Genomic DNA, 15,904 nt, shown 5'->3' on the forward strand with positions numbered 1-15,904 from the left:
CATTTAAGAAAAAGAGAATTATGAGAAAAATAGTTACCCTTATTGCTGTTGGAATTATTCTAACAGGATGTAAGAATGAAACAAAATCACAGGAAGAAGAAGTAAATTCTGAAATCGCACAGAGCACAGCAGAAGTAAAAGCTGAAACAGATTCTTCAAATATCGAGATCACCCCTATTTCTCACGCTACGGCAGTTTTTCAATGGGATGATTCGGTCTTCTATACAGATCCGGTAGGAGGAGCAGAAGCATTTGCAGGAATGGCCAGACCAGACTTCATCCTTATCACCGATATTCACGGGGATCATATGAATGCAGAAACTATTATGGCCCTTGAACCTGGAGATACCAAGATTATCGTTCCTAAGGCGGTTAAGAAGCAACTTCCAGATGCTTTACAGAAAAACCTCATCGTGATGAATAATGGTGAAACTATAGAGCATGCTGGATTTAGTATTAAAGCCGTGCCTATGTACAATCTACCTCAGACAAAAGATGCCATGCACGTGAAAGGTCGTGGAAATGGCTATGTCCTGGAAAAGAACGGTGAACGCCTTTACATCTCTGGCGATACCGAAGATATTCCAGAAATGAGAGATCTAAAGAATATAGACGTAGCTTTGGTTTCTATGAACTTACCTTATACCATGCCGGTAGATCAGGCTGCAGATGGTGTACTTGCCTTTAAACCTAAAAAAGTGATTCCTTATCACTACCGTGGAAAAGATGGATTTTCAGATGTGGAGAAATTTAAGCAACTGGTAAATAAAGGAGATTCTAATATAGAAGTAGAATTAATGGAATGGTATCCTAAAAAAGGATAAAAAAAGAAGTCATCTCCTTAATACATTTGCGAAGGTTGATTATGTAAAATTCTATTTTGGCTAATTCAAATTTAACAGTATTTCAACGCAATTGACGCTTAGGAGATGACTTCAATATTTTCAATGAAATCTACATAAATATAGATATCTATTTAAATTTAACAAAATTTATTCAATGTAATCTATTAATTATCAGAATGTTTTGAAATTTTTCAATTTTTATTTTTCTGATACTTTGAAATTCATTTGCAAGCCCGTTAGATACTGCTTTCCGTTTTTTGACTGATGAATGAGCCCCTTGTTATGTATGACAGCAAACTGCAGTTTGGATCATACAACTCTTAACTCGATAAGAATTAACCTCTGGTAAATTATTCACTTTATACTCAAAGAACTGCTCAATATGTTCCAGTTTGGTATCTGTGGAAAGAGCAGCATACTGAACTTTTTCTTCTGGGACAAGACTAACTTTCGCTGCGATTGCCGCAAGAATGACTGCAAAGAGAAAAAACTGGACCTTCTTCATAATATTACCTTAGTTGTTCTATATAAAAGACGACCACACAAATTAATCGTTACAGTTTTTTCCAACTTTTAACATTTTGATTCTGAACATAATATAGATTTCCAGTAACCTCACCTCCAGGCATAAAAAAAGCCCTGCGCAGTGCGCAGGGCTTTTAAATATCAATATTCCGGCTGTTTAAGAAAGTACTTCCTGTACTTTATCTGCAGCTTCCTGGAATTGAATAGCACTATATACTTTCAATCCACTATTATCTATAAGTTCTTTAGCAATATCTGCGTTAGTACCTTGCAGACGCACAATGATTGGTACATTCATCGCATCACCCATATTCTTAGATGCATCTACGATTCCCTGAGCAACACGGTCACATCTAACAATACCTCCAAAGATATTTACTAGAATGGCTTCAACTTTATCATCCTTAAGGATTAGTCTGAAAGCTTCTTCAACTCTTTTTGCATCAGCAGTACCACCTACATCAAGGAAGTTAGCTGGTTCTCCACCTGCCTGCTTGATAAGATCCATGGTTGCCATGGCAAGACCTGCACCGTTTACCATACATCCAACGTTACCGTCAAGATCTACATAGTTAAGACCAACTTCTCTGGCTTCAACTTCGGTTGGGTTCTCCTCACGAATATCACGCATCTCAGCGTAATCTTTGTGACGGAATAATGCATTGTCATCTAAAGTAACCTTAGCATCTACAGCCATGATTAGATCATCGCTGGTTTTCAATACCGGGTTAATTTCAAATAAAGAAGAGTCAGACTTTTCGAAAGCTTCATAAAGAGCCATCACGAATTTGGTCATTTCTTTAAAAGCTTTTCCGCTAAGACCAAGATTAAAGGCAATTCTACGTGCCTGGAATCCTAAAAGTCCTGTAGAAGGATCGATCTCTTCTGTGAATATAAGGTCTGGAGTTTCTTCAGCAACAGTTTCGATATCCATACCACCTTCAGTAGAATACATGATCATATTACGACCAGTAGCACGGTTAAGCAATACAGACATGTAATATTCTTCTGGTTCGCTGTCTCCAGGATAGTATACATCCTCGGCAACAAGTACCTGATGAACTTTTTTTCCTTCAGCTGAAGTTTGAGGAGTAACAAGATTCATCCCGATGATGTCTCCAGCGATCTCTTCTACTTCTTTAAGGTTCTTGGCAAGCTTAACACCACCACCTTTTCCACGTCCACCAGCGTGTACCTGTGCTTTGATCACATGCCATCCGGTTCCCGTTTTCTCGGTTAGTTCTTTCGCAGCATCTACTGCTTCTTTGGCGTTTCTTGCAACGGTCCCACGTTGAATGCGAACTCCGAAGCTGCTTAAAATCTCTTTTCCTTGATATTCGTGTATATTCATAATCAGCTATTTCTTCTGTATTAATTACGGAAGGCAAAAGTAACAAATACATACTATTGTACCAATCTTTTTTGAGCATCTTAACGCATGCAGAATTTAGCAATTCCCGCTCCCCCGGAATGTTTTTAAGAATTGCATGCCCTAACGAAAAGGTTATCGGTTAAAATATCTTAAATGCTGCCTTAAAAAGTTGATCTCTCGTAAATTGGGCGTTTAATTTTGAATTATGAAGAAGGCGTTACTGGCATTAGCGATCGGAGGTTTTGGAATAGGGATGACAGAGTTCGTAATAATGGGTATTCTGCCTGAAGTCGCCGAAGCATTAAATATTACCATTCCGCAGGCAGGACACTTTATATCTGCCTATGCCCTTGGAGTAGTTGTGGGTGCTCCCCTACTTACCATTTTTGGCAACAAATGGCCTGCCCATAAGGTCTTGTTACTGCTCATGGTCTGGTTCACGCTTTTTAACACCCTATCAGCATTTTCAAATTCATATACACTTTTAATGATCTCCAGGTTCCTATCAGGTTTACCACATGGTGCTTTCTTCGGAATTGGAGCCGTGGTTGCTGGCAAACTCGCTAAACCAGGGAAAGAAGCCCAGGCTATTGCCATGATGTTTACGGGCCTTACTGTGGCGAATGTTCTGGGAGTTCCTCTTGGAACATGGCTGGGACAGAATTTCAATTGGGGAACCGCTTTTCTAGCTGTAGGGATAGTTGGTGTTCTAGCAGTTATAAGTATAAAATTCTGGATGCCTGAAGTCAAAGAAATTAAATCGAATGGCTTTAAAGAAGACCTAAAAGTTATCAAAAAACCTGAACTCTGGATGGTGATCTTACTTACTACCATCGGGACTGGCGGATTTTTCGCCTGGTATAGTTATATAGCGCCTTTAATTACAGATGTTGCCGGTTGGAGTGAGGGCATTGTAAGTTATGCCATGATACTGGCTGGATTGGGTATGGTGGCTGGAAATTTCCTGGGTGCCAAGCTGGCTGAAATGTTCAGCCCGATCAATGCCGTTATTATCGCTTTAATCCTGATGGTTATCGCCCTTATCTCAAATACATTCCTGGCCTATGATCAGATCGGGGTTTTGGTTATGACCTTTATTATTCCGGTGATCGCTTTTTGCATCGCCACTCCTATACAAATGGCCGTAATAAATTCAGCAAAAGGTTCTGAAATGCTTGGTTCTTCCTTAAATCAAAGCGCTTTTAATATGGGGAATGCCAGTGGCGCCTATCTCGCAGGTTTGCCAATCGCCTATGGATATGGAATAGTTTCAGCGCAATATGTTGGCGCGGTCATGGCCGGGATAGGAATCCTACTTGGAATAGCAGTCGTTTATTTAAGAAAACAGAGATCCGTACAATTCGAAATGAGTAATTCTTAATTTTTTTCATTTTTCAGAATTAACAAATAGTGCAAATCGGTTATATTTGATATACACCTTACCCGGCAAAACTTTAGAAATATATTTTTGCGCTAAATTTTTAAAAGATGACACAACAGGAATTACTATCGGTTGCTAAAGAGTTTGGAAGCCCGGTTTACGTTTATGATGCTGACAAGATCATTTCTCAGTATAAGAGACTAACCAATGCTTTTAAAGTAGACAACCTTAGGATTCACTATGCCGTTAAGGCACTTTCTAATATATCTATCCTTAAATTATTGAATTCGCTGGGCTGCGGACTGGATACAGTTTCTGTTCAGGAAGTTGAATTAGGGATAAAAGCCGGAGTAGATCCTGCCAATATTATTTATACTCCCAATGGAGTTTCCCTGGAAGAGATCGAGGAGGTTGTTGAGCTGGGCGCTCAGATTAACATCGATAACCTTTCTATCCTGGAACAATTTGGAACGCGTCACCCGGAGATCCCGGTATGTATCCGTATTAATCCTCACGTGATGGCTGGCGGGAATTCAAAGATCTCTGTTGGTCACATAGATTCAAAATTCGGTATCAGTATACACCAGATGCCTCATCTTTTAAGGATCGTGGAGAATACAGGAATGCATATTAACGGTATACATATGCATACCGGTAGTGATATACTTGATATTGGCGTTTTCCTGCATGCTTCAGAAATTTTATTTGAAGCTGCCCGTCATTTTAAGGAACTTGAATTCATAGATTTTGGAAGTGGTTTCAAAGTGCCTTATCGCGAAGGAGATATAGAAACCGATATCGAAGACCTGGGAGAACAGTTAACAGAACGATTTAATAATTTCTGTAAAGAATACGGTAGAGAACTAACTCTTGCCTTTGAGCCGGGTAAATATCTTGTGAGCGAATCGGGGAAATTCCTGGCGAGAGTGAATGTGATCAAGCAAACCACTTCTACGGTATTTGCAGGGATTGATACCGGGTTTAATCATTTAATAAGACCAATGTTCTACGGCTCACACCATGAGATCACCAATATTTCTAATCCAGATGCTAAACCAAGATTCTACAGTGTTGTAGGATATATTTGCGAGACCGATACTTTTGGGAACAACCGCAGGATCTCGGAAATTCGTGAAGGAGATATCTTAAGTTTTAGTAATGCCGGAGCTTATTGTTTCTCTATGGCCAGCAATTTCAATTCGCGATTCCGCCCGCCAGAAGTTCTTTGGTATAACGGAAAAGCTCACTTAATTAGAAAACGTGAAACTTTCGAAGACCTTACCAGGCATCAGGTAGAAATGGAGTTTGAAACTTCTCCGAAAGAACTTGCTAATAAAGATTAAATATAGAAGCAGCCGGTTGGCTGCTTTTTTATTCATAAATGGTATCTGTTACGTCTCCAGACTGATCAAAATATACTGTATAGATCAAAGAACCATTTTCATCAAAATATTCAGTTTTCAGCTGGTAATTATTTTGAGGGTCTAAATTATAATAGGTTTTCTCCCTTAATACTTCAAACTTATATACTTCAAAACTTAATGTTCCTCTTGCATCATAATAACGCACAGTTGTTCTATTATCGATCAGATTTTTTCTGGTATAAGAGATTATTGCTTCATTCTCATCATATTCAGAAGTATGCTCAAATTTAATGTTTTCATCCTCATATTGGACCAGTTCCTTCTCGAGAGTATTGTCGCTCCTGTAGAAGTATTGAATGATATCCGAAACCTCTTCATTCCCTTCAGTCTTAATCTCTCCAAATTCAGTAGCTGTTCTAATGATCACACTAGTTAATTCTCCAGATATATCATAACTTCTGCCTTCGGTGCGAAAACCTTCGCTATTATAAACAAAATCTCTAATTCTTCGTACTTCTGTAGCTTCTCCGCCTTCCCTTATAATTTTTGAAACTAATGAAGTTATCCATTTATTTTCATTCAATTCAATTATTGTTCTCACATCCTCAAAACCATCTGTTGCAATACTTCCTGAAACAATTTCTTTCAAATAAAAGTCATCATCTAAGTATAAATTAAATGTGGATGTATATTCCTTTCCATATTGATAATAATTGATAGTTTTTTTCTCAACCTTTAAATGATTTGATTCAGGACTATAGATGAAAGTAAATTCTTCCTTTAATCTTGATGGGAATTTTTCATATTTACTAGATTTAACGATCATTCCTTCTTCATTAAATTCATGAATCCAGTTTACCGCTTTATTTAATTCACTAAAATAATTAGTAAATGTCGGAAGAAAATTAAACGTTAAAGAAGCTTTAGGTTCAAATACAATACCTAGGGTCTGTGATAAGTGAACGGCGGCCATTTCTGGATATACAATTTTAAGCTCTGAACCAGTATTCTCAAAAACTTCAAGAGTTATCTCTCCTAAAATTTGTACAATTGATTTAGTGAAATCGATTTCTGTAATACTTAGATTTTCAACCACTTCCTGATCTATTTCTATTCCATTGGAAGAATTTCCATCCAAATCAAGAGTCTGAAGGAGGGCCGCGATATTTTGTACTTCCAGTGTTTCTAAAGTCGCTCCTGGTAAAGAAGCTATAGAAATAGGAGTTAATTCTTCTGAAGCTTCAGCACTTCCTAATTTTATATCCCCGATGTAGAAAGTAACAGTTTCACCTTCTTCATAATTATATTTCCCATTTTCATCGGTAAAACCAGAATAGGTTTCAGTTTCATACCGCAGGCCCGAGACTGGCGAATCAACAAAAATTCCGGTCTTCGATCCTATTGGTTCTTCAATACCCGGTTGGTCTGAAGTTTCATCTGTGGAGCAGGAATAGAAAGAGCTTAAAAATATAGGGAGACTAAAAAGTATACCTCTGAATTTAAAGTAGTTACGGAATAACTGCATACTATATAAAAATTTCACCCCTAAAACTACTTAATTTTTTAGCATTAACCGTTTGATTTTCTTTTTTTTTGTTAAAATTTTTAACACAACCTATTTACTATGAAGTTTTATAAGCTAACCTTAGCTTTACTCGGAATGATCTATTTAACGAGCTGTGCCTCCGGTTATAAAATGATCGAACCCCAGAACCTTGATTACAATTCCCAGAATGTTTCAGAAAAAGGTATTTCGCTGGAATATCGTTATGATCTTCTTCCAAAGAAATATGCAAAAAAAGAGAAAAAGAGCGGGATCAAACTTGTAGCTATCGGGCTTAAGAACAATACGAACAAACCGCTAACCTTTGGCAGAGATTTTAAAATCAGTTTTGAAAATGGTAAAAGTGTGATGCTGCTTTCCCAGGAAAAAGTTTTTAGCAAACTGAAACAACAGGGAGCATATCATCTTTTCTATCTCGGTCTTACCCCTACCAATATTTATACAACCGAAACCAGTAATGGATATACCACCAGCGAAAATGTTTTCCCTGTTGGACTCATCCTGGGTCCTGGACTGGCGGGTTATAATTTATTAAGAGCTTCTTCGGCCAATAAGAAATTTAAAAAGGAATTAGAAGAGTATAACCTGAATGGAGAAATCATTAACCCGGGCCAGGAAAAATTTGGTCTTATAGGTATTCATTCAAATACTTATGATGCTCTGAAGGTCATTTACATTGGTAATATTGAAGAACAGGCAGAAAGTGAAGATACAGATGTAGAGTAAACTATTTAAAAAGCAGCCAGGTGGCTGCTTTTTTTTGATAGATAGTTGAAAAAAAATAACTTTTAGGTTTTCAACCATTAGACCATTTTTCAGAAATAAATTTAATAATTCTCTAACCCTCACTGTTAGTCCATTTAAGTATCTTAATTGAAAAGATGAAAATGACCTACCAGTTCGATAAAAGTCTTCCTTTAAAAAAGAACATCAGCGCAATTGCTGCGGAAGAAATAGAAGGTTGTTTTATATCCCTGGATACTTTAAATATTCATGAAGCTATTCATGACATCAGGAAAAGATTCAAAAAGCTTCGTGCCCTGGCCAGGTTGGTAAGGGATGAAATGGGAGAAGAAAACTATAAAGAGATCAATATTTATTTTCGTGATCTGGGTCGCGAAATTTCAGATCTGCGAGATCTTACCGCGCATATAGAAACTTTAAATGTGTTGAGGGAAAGATATGGCAATCATCTTTATGTAAATTTTTTCAATCCTATCATCACTCAATTAGAAAAAGAACGGGATAAGATGGAAAATGAATTCAGGTCTCAAAATTTCTTTTCAGAATACCTTCCGGAAAAATTAAAACACGCCCAGGAAGACCTAATAAAATGGCCGGTAAATTCAAATGATATCCAAGTGATCCTACCCAGTATTCAACGGGTTTACGAACGCGGGCAAAAAGCCCTGAATAATTCTTATGAGAATCCTACGACGGAAAATTTTCATGAATGGAGAAAAAGGGTAAAATACCTTTGGTATCAAACCCTGCTGCTTCAGGAAACCTGGCCGCAGTTCTTTGAAACCATGGAGGCAGAGATTCATCTTCTGGCCGATTATCTCGGCAATGACCATGACCTGATGGTATTACAAAAGAAATTAAATTCTGAAGATATAAAACTGAAAGACCCGCAACACTTGGAACTGATGCAGGCTATTATTGAAAGATACTCTCAGTTTCTAAGATCTGAGGCTAAAACAAAAGGACAGCTTATTTATGCTGAAAGTTCTGAAGATTTCACGAAAAGAATTGGTTCCTATACCCAGATAAACTGGAATTGATTTCATAATTTCAGAAGATAATTCCAACAGCATGAAAAACTTCAAGATCTTTTTTTTCCTCCTCATCACTTCATTAACCTTTGGTCAGGATATAGAAGGTGAGATCATTGATCTTACTCACACATTTTCTGAAGAGAGTGTTTACTGGGTTACTGCCAAAGAATTCCAGTTAGAGGAAGTTGCGAAAGGCAATACCGGGAATGGTTACTATTATTCTGCCAATAACTTTTCTACCGCAGAGCATGGCGGCACACATATAGATGCACCTATACATTTTGCCGAAAATAAACAGACCGTAGACCAGATTCCCCTGGAAAATTTAATTGGAACCGGGGTGAAAATCGATGTTTCAGCTAAAGCGTTGAAAAACCCAGATTATCTAATTAGTATCGAGGATCTTAAAAACTGGGAAAGTGAGCATTCAGAAATACCACAACAAAGCATTATCCTGCTCTACACTGGCTATGGAAAATATTATCCCGATGCGAAAAAATATCTTGGTACAGATGAGCGCGGACCAGATGCGGTTAAAAAACTTCACTTTCCGGGTCTTTCTCCCGAAGCTGCAAATTGGCTGATCAAGAACAGAAATATCAAAGCCGTAGGACTGGATACTGCCAGTATAGATTATGGGCAATCTACCAATTTTGCTACGCACGTGGCCTTGATGACGCAAAACGTGCCTGCGTTTGAGAATGTGGCAAATCTAGAGAAATTGCCGGCCACAGGATTCCAGGTAATTGCCTTGCCTATGAAGATAAAAGGAGGAAGCGGCGGCCCCTTAAGGATCATTGCAATCAGGTAAATAATGTCTGCAAAAACCAGAAATCCCCTTTATTTTATTGCTCTTATGCCTCCTGAAAGCATTAGAAAGGAAGTTGAAACTTTTAAAAAAGAGATCAAGGCTAAATACGGGATAAAACATGCGCTGAAATTACCGGCGCATATCACGCTGCAAATACCATTCAGAATATCTGAAGACGAGTTAAAGATCCTGATTGAAAAATTAGATGATTTCTGTCTTAACCACAAAGCCTTCCCAACTAAATTGAACGGCTTTGGCAGATTCTCCAAACAGGTTATATTCATCAAGGTCGAAGACCATGAACCATACTTAAGATTGCATGACGAACTTCAGCAGTTAATATTGAATTTCATAGATCTCAAAAAACATGAGATCGCATCTAAGATGCACCCTCATTTAACCATTGCGACCAGGGACCTCAAAAGGTCAGAATTTCCGGCAGTTTGGGAAGATTTTAAAGACAGGGATTATAAAGCTTCTTTTCTGGCCAGAGATATTTCTCTCTTCAGACATGATGGAGAGAACTGGGAGGTCTTAAAACATTTCTTACTTTCCGAATAAAATAATTTTAAATTCCTGGTTTATAAATACTTAAGACATATTTAAGTAACTTTGCATAACCAAATAATCCTGCCTGTATAAGGCAACCTGCCATAATAATTTCCGACTTCAGATCACTCCCCATTACCTGTACCATCAGGAAGTATCTCCCCCGATTTTAATATTCAATTCAAAAATTTCTAAATCAATCATTATGAGTACGTTAAAAATGGAAAACTCTAAGGTGGAAGAACTCCGACATTCTCTTCGCGGAGAACTCATCCTAGAAGGTGATGTTAATTATGAAGATTCCCGCAAGGTATACAATGCCATGATCAGCAAAAAACCTGCAATGATCGCCAAATGTGTTGACGTGGCAGATGTGGTAGCCGCAGTAAATTTTGGTCGCAAAAATAAGATCCTTACCGCTGTTCGCGGTGGAGGTCACAACGGAGGTGGCCTGGGAATATGTGATGAAGGGCTCGTCATTGACCTTTCTTTATTGAAAAATGTACGCGTAGATACTTCAAACAACACGGTGAGAGTAGGCGGTGGTAATCTATGGGGTGAGGTTGATCATGCAACCCATGCCTATGGCCTGGCTGTTCCCGCAGGAATAATTTCATCTACAGGTGTAGGTGGTCTTACTCTTGGAGGTGGAGTGGGACATTTATCACGAAAATTTGGTCTTACCATAGATAACCTGCTGGAAGTAGATATGGTGCTTGCAGACGGTAGCATAGTGACCGCAAATAAAAAACAGAATGAAGATCTTTTCTGGGCTGTAAGAGGTGGTGGAGGAAATTTTGGTATAGTCACTTCCTTCCTTTTCCAGGCTCACCAATTAAAAACAGTTATAGGCGGCCCAACTTTGTGGCCGATAGAACGTACCGAAGAGATCATGAAATGGTATGATGGTTTTATTCATGAACAACCAGATGACCTGAACGGATTTATTGCGACCATGGTGATCCCGGGAGATCCATTTCCAGAATTCCTCCATAAAAAGAAATTCTGTGCTGTGGTTTGGTGTTATACCGGAGACCCAGATAAATTTGATGAATTGATCCAACCTGCAAGAGACCTTGAACCTATATTCGAGCATGTTGGAGAAATGCCTTATCCCGCTATCCAAACCCTTTTTGACGGACTTATGCCTACAGGTTTACAATGGTATTGGCGCGGTGATTTCTTTAACAAAATTCCTCCGGAAGCTTCAAAATTACACAAGGAGTTTGGATCTAAAATTCCAACCAGTCTTTCTCAAATGCATCTCTATCCAATTAGTGGAGCTGCGGGAAGAGTATCTCCAGCAGATACCGCCTGGGCCTATCGTGATGCAAAGTATGCCGGTGTTATTGTGGGCGTGGATCCAGATCCTGAAAATGCCAGAATTATAACAGACTGGTGCAAGGAATATTGGAATGCGCTGCATCCATTCTCTATGGGAGGATCTTACTCTAATTTCATGATGGAAGAAGGACAGGAAAGGATCAAAGCCTCCTTCAAAAATAATTATGAAAGATTAAGGGAAATCAAAACAAAATATGATCCTGATAATTTTTTCAGGGTTAACCAGAATATTCAGCCTAAAGCCTGATCCTAAAACTCCCTTTGGTATTAACCAGAGGGAGTAAAATTTTTAAATTTTTGACACGGTTAGTTTTTCAACAATTTTACCCACGGTAAGCCCCTGTACCAGTATTGAGAAAACCACGATAAAATATGTGATCATAAGAAAAAGTTCCCGATGCATTTCTGCTGTTAGGCTTAAAGCAAGCGCTATTGAAATTCCTCCCCGCAATCCTCCCCAGGTCATTATTAGGTTAGTATTAGGTACAAAGTCCAGCTTTTTCTGAAAAAATTTTATAGGTACCAGTAAGGATGCATATCTGCAAATAAGTACTAACGGTATCGAAATTAGTCCTGCGATAACATAATCGGTCTCGAAAGTCAGGACCAGCATCTCCATTCCTATTAGAACAAAAAGGATCGTATTCAATAAAATATCTATGAGCTCCCAGAATTTATCTACGTAGGTTTCAGTAATTTCAGACATGGTGGATGACCTAACGGTATCATTCCCTACGATCAAACCAGCTGTAACCATAGCCAGCGGAGCCGAGAAATGAAAATGATGCGCTACAGCTGTACCTCCCATAACCGCCGCCAGGGTTATGATCACCTCTATATCATAATCATCTATAGACTTCATGAGCCTGTAGGTAATATATCCAAGCACAAATCCTATAGAGATCCCTCCAAGCACTTCCAGACCGAATAATTTAAGGATCTCCCCTACTTCTACATCGCCAGATGTTGAAGCCGCTATTTTATAAATAGTTAAAAAAACCACCACTCCTACGCCGTCGTTAAATAATGATTCACCAACGATCTTTGCTTCAAGTTTTTTTGGTGCACCGGCTTTTTTCAAAATTCCCAGTACAGCAATAGGATCTGTAGGTGAAATTAGCGCTCCAAACAAAAGACAGTAGATATAATCAACCTGCATAGAGATCAATTCCAGAATTAAAAAAATCGCAGAACCTACCAGAAAGGTTGAAACAAGCACCCCGATAGTTGAAAAAACCAATACCGGCCAGCGCTGTACTCTTAGCTGTTCAAAATTAGTGTGGAGGGCTCCCGCAAAAAGCAGGAAACTTAACATCACATCAAGTAATACGGTTTGAAAATCTATACTGGCAATGATCTCTTTTTCGGCATTTAAAAGAGTGTCGTCATAAACACTAAGCCCTAAAACTCCCAAACTAAAAATGATCGTTATGAGCATTAGACCTATACTATTAGGAAGCTTGAGAAATTTCACATTAATAAAGCCGAATAACGCGGCAAGACATACTAGAACCGAGGTAATAAGAAAATATTCCATGCAGAAATTTTAAAGCTGATTATACGGGTTAAGGATTTACCAGAAAGAATTTCCGATAAAACAATTATCCCGAAGGTAAGATATAGAAATAAATACTTACAAAGTGAGCGAAGGTTCCCAGTAACACGAATATGTGGAAGATAGCATGATTAAACGGGATCTTGTTCTGCATGAAGAGAATTGCTCCTATGGTATAAGAAATCCCGCCACCAAAAAGCCACCATAGACCTTCGGTCGAGAGATTCCGTATAAGCGGATTAATAGCGAAAATAATAAGCCAGCCCATGGCTACATACATGATGGTAGAAAGCAACTGGAACCGGCCGGCATACCAAATTTTCAAGATGACTCCCACTAAGGCCATGCCCCATACCAACCAGAGAATCGTATATCCTGTGGTCCCGTTTAAAGTTACTAAAGCATAGGGAGTATAGGTGCCCGCGATAAGAATGTAGATAGCGGCATGGTCTAAAATATTGAGTTTAATCCTTAGCCTGCTGGCCTTGGCACTATGATAAAAAGTAGAAGCCGCGTAAACTAAAACCATACTCGCACCAAAAATACTGAAACTCACCAGGTGTTCCTTTTCCCCCAGTCTGTTGGCCTTAAGGATCAATAACACCAGGGCAAGAATACTTAATCCAAAGCCTATCCCATGGGAGATTATATTCCATCGTTCTTCCTCGGGGGGATAATATTTCGGCTTTTTTATGCTACCCATTTCCAGTAGTAATAGTTCCTTTAATTTAACGGAAAATGGAATAATTCACAATAGAATAAGACATAATATTTTGTGAAACAAAAATATAGGGAATATCAAAGTCCGGAATATGGATACCGACTATTTTCAAAGGATTTATTCAGGTATCCTGATAATCGTTTCCACGCCTGAATTATCTTTCTTATTCCGAATCTCAAAGAAGTAATTATCTTTATAAAGGTTATATAACCTGTCATTGATATTCTTAAGGCCAACTCCTTTCTGCATAAGTTGAGTGTGAGTTTCAGAAACAGGGGCTCCGTCATTTTCTACTTTAATGACCAGCATTTTATCCTCTTCATAAACCGAAACAAGGATATTAAGGTCTGTGTGTTCATAGGAGTATCCATGTTTGATAGAATTCTCGATGACCGGTTGCAAAAGCATCGCAGGAATTTTTCTAAGTAAAAGAGATTCATCGATCTCTTTTTTAATGGTTAAGTGATCTGAAAACCTCACATTCACGATATTCAAATAGTATTCAAGTATCCTTAACTCCTCATCAAGGCTAATCCGGTTGCGATCACTGTTATAAAGGATCTCCCGCAGAAAATCACTAAGATCTGCAATGGTATCCTTGGCCTTGGCAGTATCCATATCTGTTAGAACAGCAATAGAATTAAGCGTATTAAAAAGGAAATGCGGCTGTAATTGAGAGGAAAGCATTTTCATCCTCGTATTTACCAGTTGAGATTCCAACTTAGAATGTTGCTTTTCGGCCTCCTTAACCTGTTTCAGGTAGTAATAGGTATATATTATAAAGACCATCGCAAAATAAATAAGGAAATTGAGGTCTATCACATAGATGAAAGCGTTTATACTTTTCCGCAGGTTAAAATCGGCAAGTTCTATTCGACCTATTAGAATAGCGTAAAAATCGAATATGAACCTGATGATCAATCCTATTAATATCGAGAAGATGGTATGTATAAAAATGATCTTGACCCACGAATAGTTCTTATTAAGGAATCTTTTGGTGCTTATCGCTATAAGGGTCATGTAGCTTACCACGATTATATAATCGAACAGCAGGTTATTGATAAGAAAATCTGACCAGATAAAGTGTCCATCCTCGCGAGGCATGAACTGCCTCATGTAACTAACTTTTACCAGGAGCACCAGGTCAAATAACAAATAGAATCCGGCCAGCAATAAAACCAGTTTAAAATCTATATACTTCTTTTTTAGGTTTGAGAGGGTCATTTATATTCCAATTTTTTCCAGAAACTCTTTTTTATGGGATTTGCTAATATGCAGCAGTTTCCCGTCGGTCATTTTTGCATCGATCTCAGAATATTCTGAATGTATTATCTCATCCACAAAATTCAGGTTTACGATGGTAGATCTGTGAATACGTACAAATACGTTGCTGTCCAGGATCTCGGCGAGATTATTCAGGGATTCCCTTAGCACATATTTTTTAGAGTCTACAAAGATCTCTGCATAATAACCGGAAGCCTGTATGTACAATATGTCATTTGGATCTACTAATGCTGTTTTATTCCCCTGTTTGATCGGGATCTTTGAGACAGAATTAAGCTGAAGTCCGCCTTTCGAATATTCATGAAAGAATTCAACCATCCGCTTTTCAAAATTGCTATTTGCTTCGGTCTTGGTAGTTTTCAATACCTTATCTATGGTCTTAAAAAAACGCTGATCCTTGAATGGTTTTAATAAGAAATCGAAAGCTTCCACATCAAAGGCCTTTAAAGCATAGTTGTCATAGGCTGTCACAAAAATAACTACAGGCTTTGGGGATATTTCTACTTTCTTAAGCACTTCGAAACCATTCATGTCTTTCATATTGATATCGAGAAAAAGAAGGTCTGGTTTATCGGCGTTGATCCTTTCAATTGCAGTACGCCCGTTTGAACACTCACCAATAACCTCGATCTTATCTACATCTTCCAGAAGATTTAGAACCCGTTTCCTGGCTAATTCTTCATCATCGATAACAAGTGCTCTCATAGTTTTTGAATGATTTGATACTTCCAATTTAAAACTATTTCAAGATTATTTTTAAAAAATTCACAATTTCAAGGTTCAATAGGTAATTATTTATAATCATATATCG

15 protein-coding genes are annotated in these 15,904 nt (G+C 38.2%); 8 read left to right on the top strand and 7 right to left on the bottom strand.

Annotated features, from left to right (window positions below):
• The first annotated feature begins 20 nt into the window (after window positions 1–20).
• Window positions 21–824, top strand: coding sequence for an MBL fold metallo-hydrolase (locus C8P64_RS10945; RefSeq protein WP_108172093.1), 804 nt, complete (start codon window positions 21–23; stop codon window positions 822–824).
• Between the two features lie 301 nt (window positions 825–1,125).
• On the opposite strand, the gene C8P64_RS10950 is transcribed toward C8P64_RS10945, so the two are convergent.
• Window positions 1,126–1,350 carry a hypothetical protein gene (locus tag C8P64_RS10950; protein WP_108172094.1) on the bottom strand — a complete coding sequence of 75 codons (225 nt, stop codon included), beginning with the start codon at window positions 1,348–1,350 and terminating at the stop codon, window positions 1,126–1,128.
• 177 nt (window positions 1,351–1,527) lie between these two features.
• Window positions 1,528–2,721 (bottom strand): ADP-forming succinate--CoA ligase subunit beta, encoded by a 1,194-nt coding sequence (gene sucC, locus C8P64_RS10955; protein WP_108172095.1) that lies wholly within the window; start codon window positions 2,719–2,721, stop codon window positions 1,528–1,530.
• Window positions 2,722–2,947: 226 nt separating this feature from the next.
• Here sucC and C8P64_RS10960 point away from each other — a divergent pair, with 226 nt between their 5' ends.
• Window positions 2,948–4,123 (top strand): MFS transporter, encoded by a 1,176-nt coding sequence (locus tag C8P64_RS10960; protein ID WP_108172096.1) that lies wholly within the window; start codon window positions 2,948–2,950, stop codon window positions 4,121–4,123.
• Between the two features lie 107 nt (window positions 4,124–4,230).
• Complete coding sequence (gene lysA / locus C8P64_RS10965) at window positions 4,231–5,466, top strand: diaminopimelate decarboxylase (RefSeq protein WP_108172097.1); 1,236 nt, start codon at window positions 4,231–4,233, stop codon at window positions 5,464–5,466.
• Window positions 5,467–5,494: 28 nt separating this feature from the next.
• Here the strand turns inward: lysA and C8P64_RS10970 are convergent, their stop codons facing one another.
• Window positions 5,495–7,012, bottom strand: a complete 1,518-nt coding sequence (locus tag C8P64_RS10970; RefSeq protein ID WP_108172098.1) for a hypothetical protein — start codon at window positions 7,010–7,012, stop codon at window positions 5,495–5,497.
• Window positions 7,013–7,111: 99 nt separating this feature from the next.
• Between C8P64_RS10970 and C8P64_RS10975 the strand changes: the two genes are divergently transcribed.
• From C8P64_RS10975 to C8P64_RS10995, 5 genes are all read left to right on the top strand, one after another.
• Window positions 7,112–7,777, top strand: coding sequence for a hypothetical protein (locus C8P64_RS10975; RefSeq protein WP_108172099.1), 666 nt, complete (start codon window positions 7,112–7,114; stop codon window positions 7,775–7,777).
• A gap of 155 nt (window positions 7,778–7,932) precedes the next feature.
• The gene (locus C8P64_RS10980) at window positions 7,933–8,835 is read left to right on the top strand and encodes a CHAD domain-containing protein (protein WP_108172100.1); all 903 of its coding nucleotides are present in this window, start codon (window positions 7,933–7,935) and stop codon (window positions 8,833–8,835) included.
• A gap of 31 nt (window positions 8,836–8,866) precedes the next feature.
• Entirely contained in the window at window positions 8,867–9,640 is a 774-nt protein-coding gene (locus C8P64_RS10985) for a cyclase family protein (protein WP_108172101.1), read from the top strand.
• A gap of 3 nt (window positions 9,641–9,643) precedes the next feature.
• Complete coding sequence (locus tag C8P64_RS10990) at window positions 9,644–10,201, top strand: 2'-5' RNA ligase family protein (RefSeq protein WP_108172102.1); 558 nt, start codon at window positions 9,644–9,646, stop codon at window positions 10,199–10,201.
• 193 nt (window positions 10,202–10,394) lie between these two features.
• Complete coding sequence (locus tag C8P64_RS10995; RefSeq protein WP_108172103.1) at window positions 10,395–11,780, top strand: FAD-binding oxidoreductase; 1,386 nt, start codon at window positions 10,395–10,397, stop codon at window positions 11,778–11,780.
• Between the two features lie 42 nt (window positions 11,781–11,822).
• On the opposite strand, the gene C8P64_RS11000 is transcribed toward C8P64_RS10995, so the two are convergent.
• The 4 genes from C8P64_RS11000 to C8P64_RS11015 all read right to left on the bottom strand — a co-directional run bounded on the left by C8P64_RS11000 (window position 11,823) and on the right by C8P64_RS11015 (window position 15,798).
• Entirely contained in the window at window positions 11,823–13,070 is a 1,248-nt protein-coding gene (locus C8P64_RS11000) for a cation:proton antiporter (protein WP_108172104.1), read from the bottom strand.
• Window positions 13,071–13,134: 64 nt separating this feature from the next.
• Window positions 13,135–13,791, bottom strand: a complete 657-nt coding sequence (gene trhA, locus C8P64_RS11005) for a PAQR family membrane homeostasis protein TrhA (RefSeq protein WP_108172105.1) — start codon at window positions 13,789–13,791, stop codon at window positions 13,135–13,137.
• A 135-nt stretch (window positions 13,792–13,926) separates the two neighbouring features.
• A complete protein-coding gene (locus C8P64_RS11010) occupies window positions 13,927–15,033 on the bottom strand; it encodes a sensor histidine kinase (RefSeq protein WP_108172106.1) in 1,107 nt (368 codons plus the stop codon).
• Window positions 15,034–15,798: a LytR/AlgR family response regulator transcription factor gene (locus tag C8P64_RS11015; RefSeq protein ID WP_108172107.1), complete on the bottom strand. Its 765-nt coding sequence runs from the start codon at window positions 15,796–15,798 to the stop codon at window positions 15,034–15,036.
• Between the last annotated feature and the right edge of the window lie 106 nt (window positions 15,799–15,904).

It is taken from the genome of Christiangramia gaetbulicola (genome assembly GCF_003054225.1).
GTDB lineage: Bacteria > Bacteroidota > Bacteroidia > Flavobacteriales > Flavobacteriaceae > Christiangramia > Christiangramia gaetbulicola.

Excerpts from the sequence above, each read along its gene's own strand:
- C8P64_RS10945 (WP_108172093.1), top strand. The coding sequence starts at position 21 with ATGAGAAAAATAGTTACCCTTATTGCTGTTGGAATTATTCTAACAGGA.
- C8P64_RS10950 (WP_108172094.1), bottom strand. The coding sequence starts at position 1,350 with ATGAAGAAGGTCCAGTTTTTTCTCTTTGCAGTCATTCTTGCGGCAATC.
- sucC (WP_108172095.1), bottom strand. The coding sequence starts at position 2,721 with ATGAATATACACGAATATCAAGGAAAAGAGATTTTAAGCAGCTTCGGA.
- C8P64_RS10960 (WP_108172096.1), top strand. The coding sequence starts at position 2,948 with ATGAAGAAGGCGTTACTGGCATTAGCGATCGGAGGTTTTGGAATAGGG.
- lysA (WP_108172097.1), top strand. The coding sequence starts at position 4,231 with ATGACACAACAGGAATTACTATCGGTTGCTAAAGAGTTTGGAAGCCCG.
- C8P64_RS10970 (WP_108172098.1), bottom strand. The coding sequence starts at position 7,012 with ATGCAGTTATTCCGTAACTACTTTAAATTCAGAGGTATACTTTTTAGT.
- C8P64_RS10975 (WP_108172099.1), top strand. The coding sequence starts at position 7,112 with ATGAAGTTTTATAAGCTAACCTTAGCTTTACTCGGAATGATCTATTTA.
- C8P64_RS10980 (WP_108172100.1), top strand. The coding sequence starts at position 7,933 with ATGAAAATGACCTACCAGTTCGATAAAAGTCTTCCTTTAAAAAAGAAC.
- C8P64_RS10985 (WP_108172101.1), top strand. The coding sequence starts at position 8,867 with ATGAAAAACTTCAAGATCTTTTTTTTCCTCCTCATCACTTCATTAACC.
- C8P64_RS10990 (WP_108172102.1), top strand. The coding sequence starts at position 9,644 with ATGTCTGCAAAAACCAGAAATCCCCTTTATTTTATTGCTCTTATGCCT.
- C8P64_RS10995 (WP_108172103.1), top strand. The coding sequence starts at position 10,395 with ATGAGTACGTTAAAAATGGAAAACTCTAAGGTGGAAGAACTCCGACAT.
- C8P64_RS11000 (WP_108172104.1), bottom strand. The coding sequence starts at position 13,070 with ATGGAATATTTTCTTATTACCTCGGTTCTAGTATGTCTTGCCGCGTTA.
- trhA (WP_108172105.1), bottom strand. The coding sequence starts at position 13,791 with ATGGGTAGCATAAAAAAGCCGAAATATTATCCCCCCGAGGAAGAACGA.
- C8P64_RS11010 (WP_108172106.1), bottom strand. The coding sequence starts at position 15,033 with ATGACCCTCTCAAACCTAAAAAAGAAGTATATAGATTTTAAACTGGTT.
- C8P64_RS11015 (WP_108172107.1), bottom strand. The coding sequence starts at position 15,798 with ATGAGAGCACTTGTTATCGATGATGAAGAATTAGCCAGGAAACGGGTT.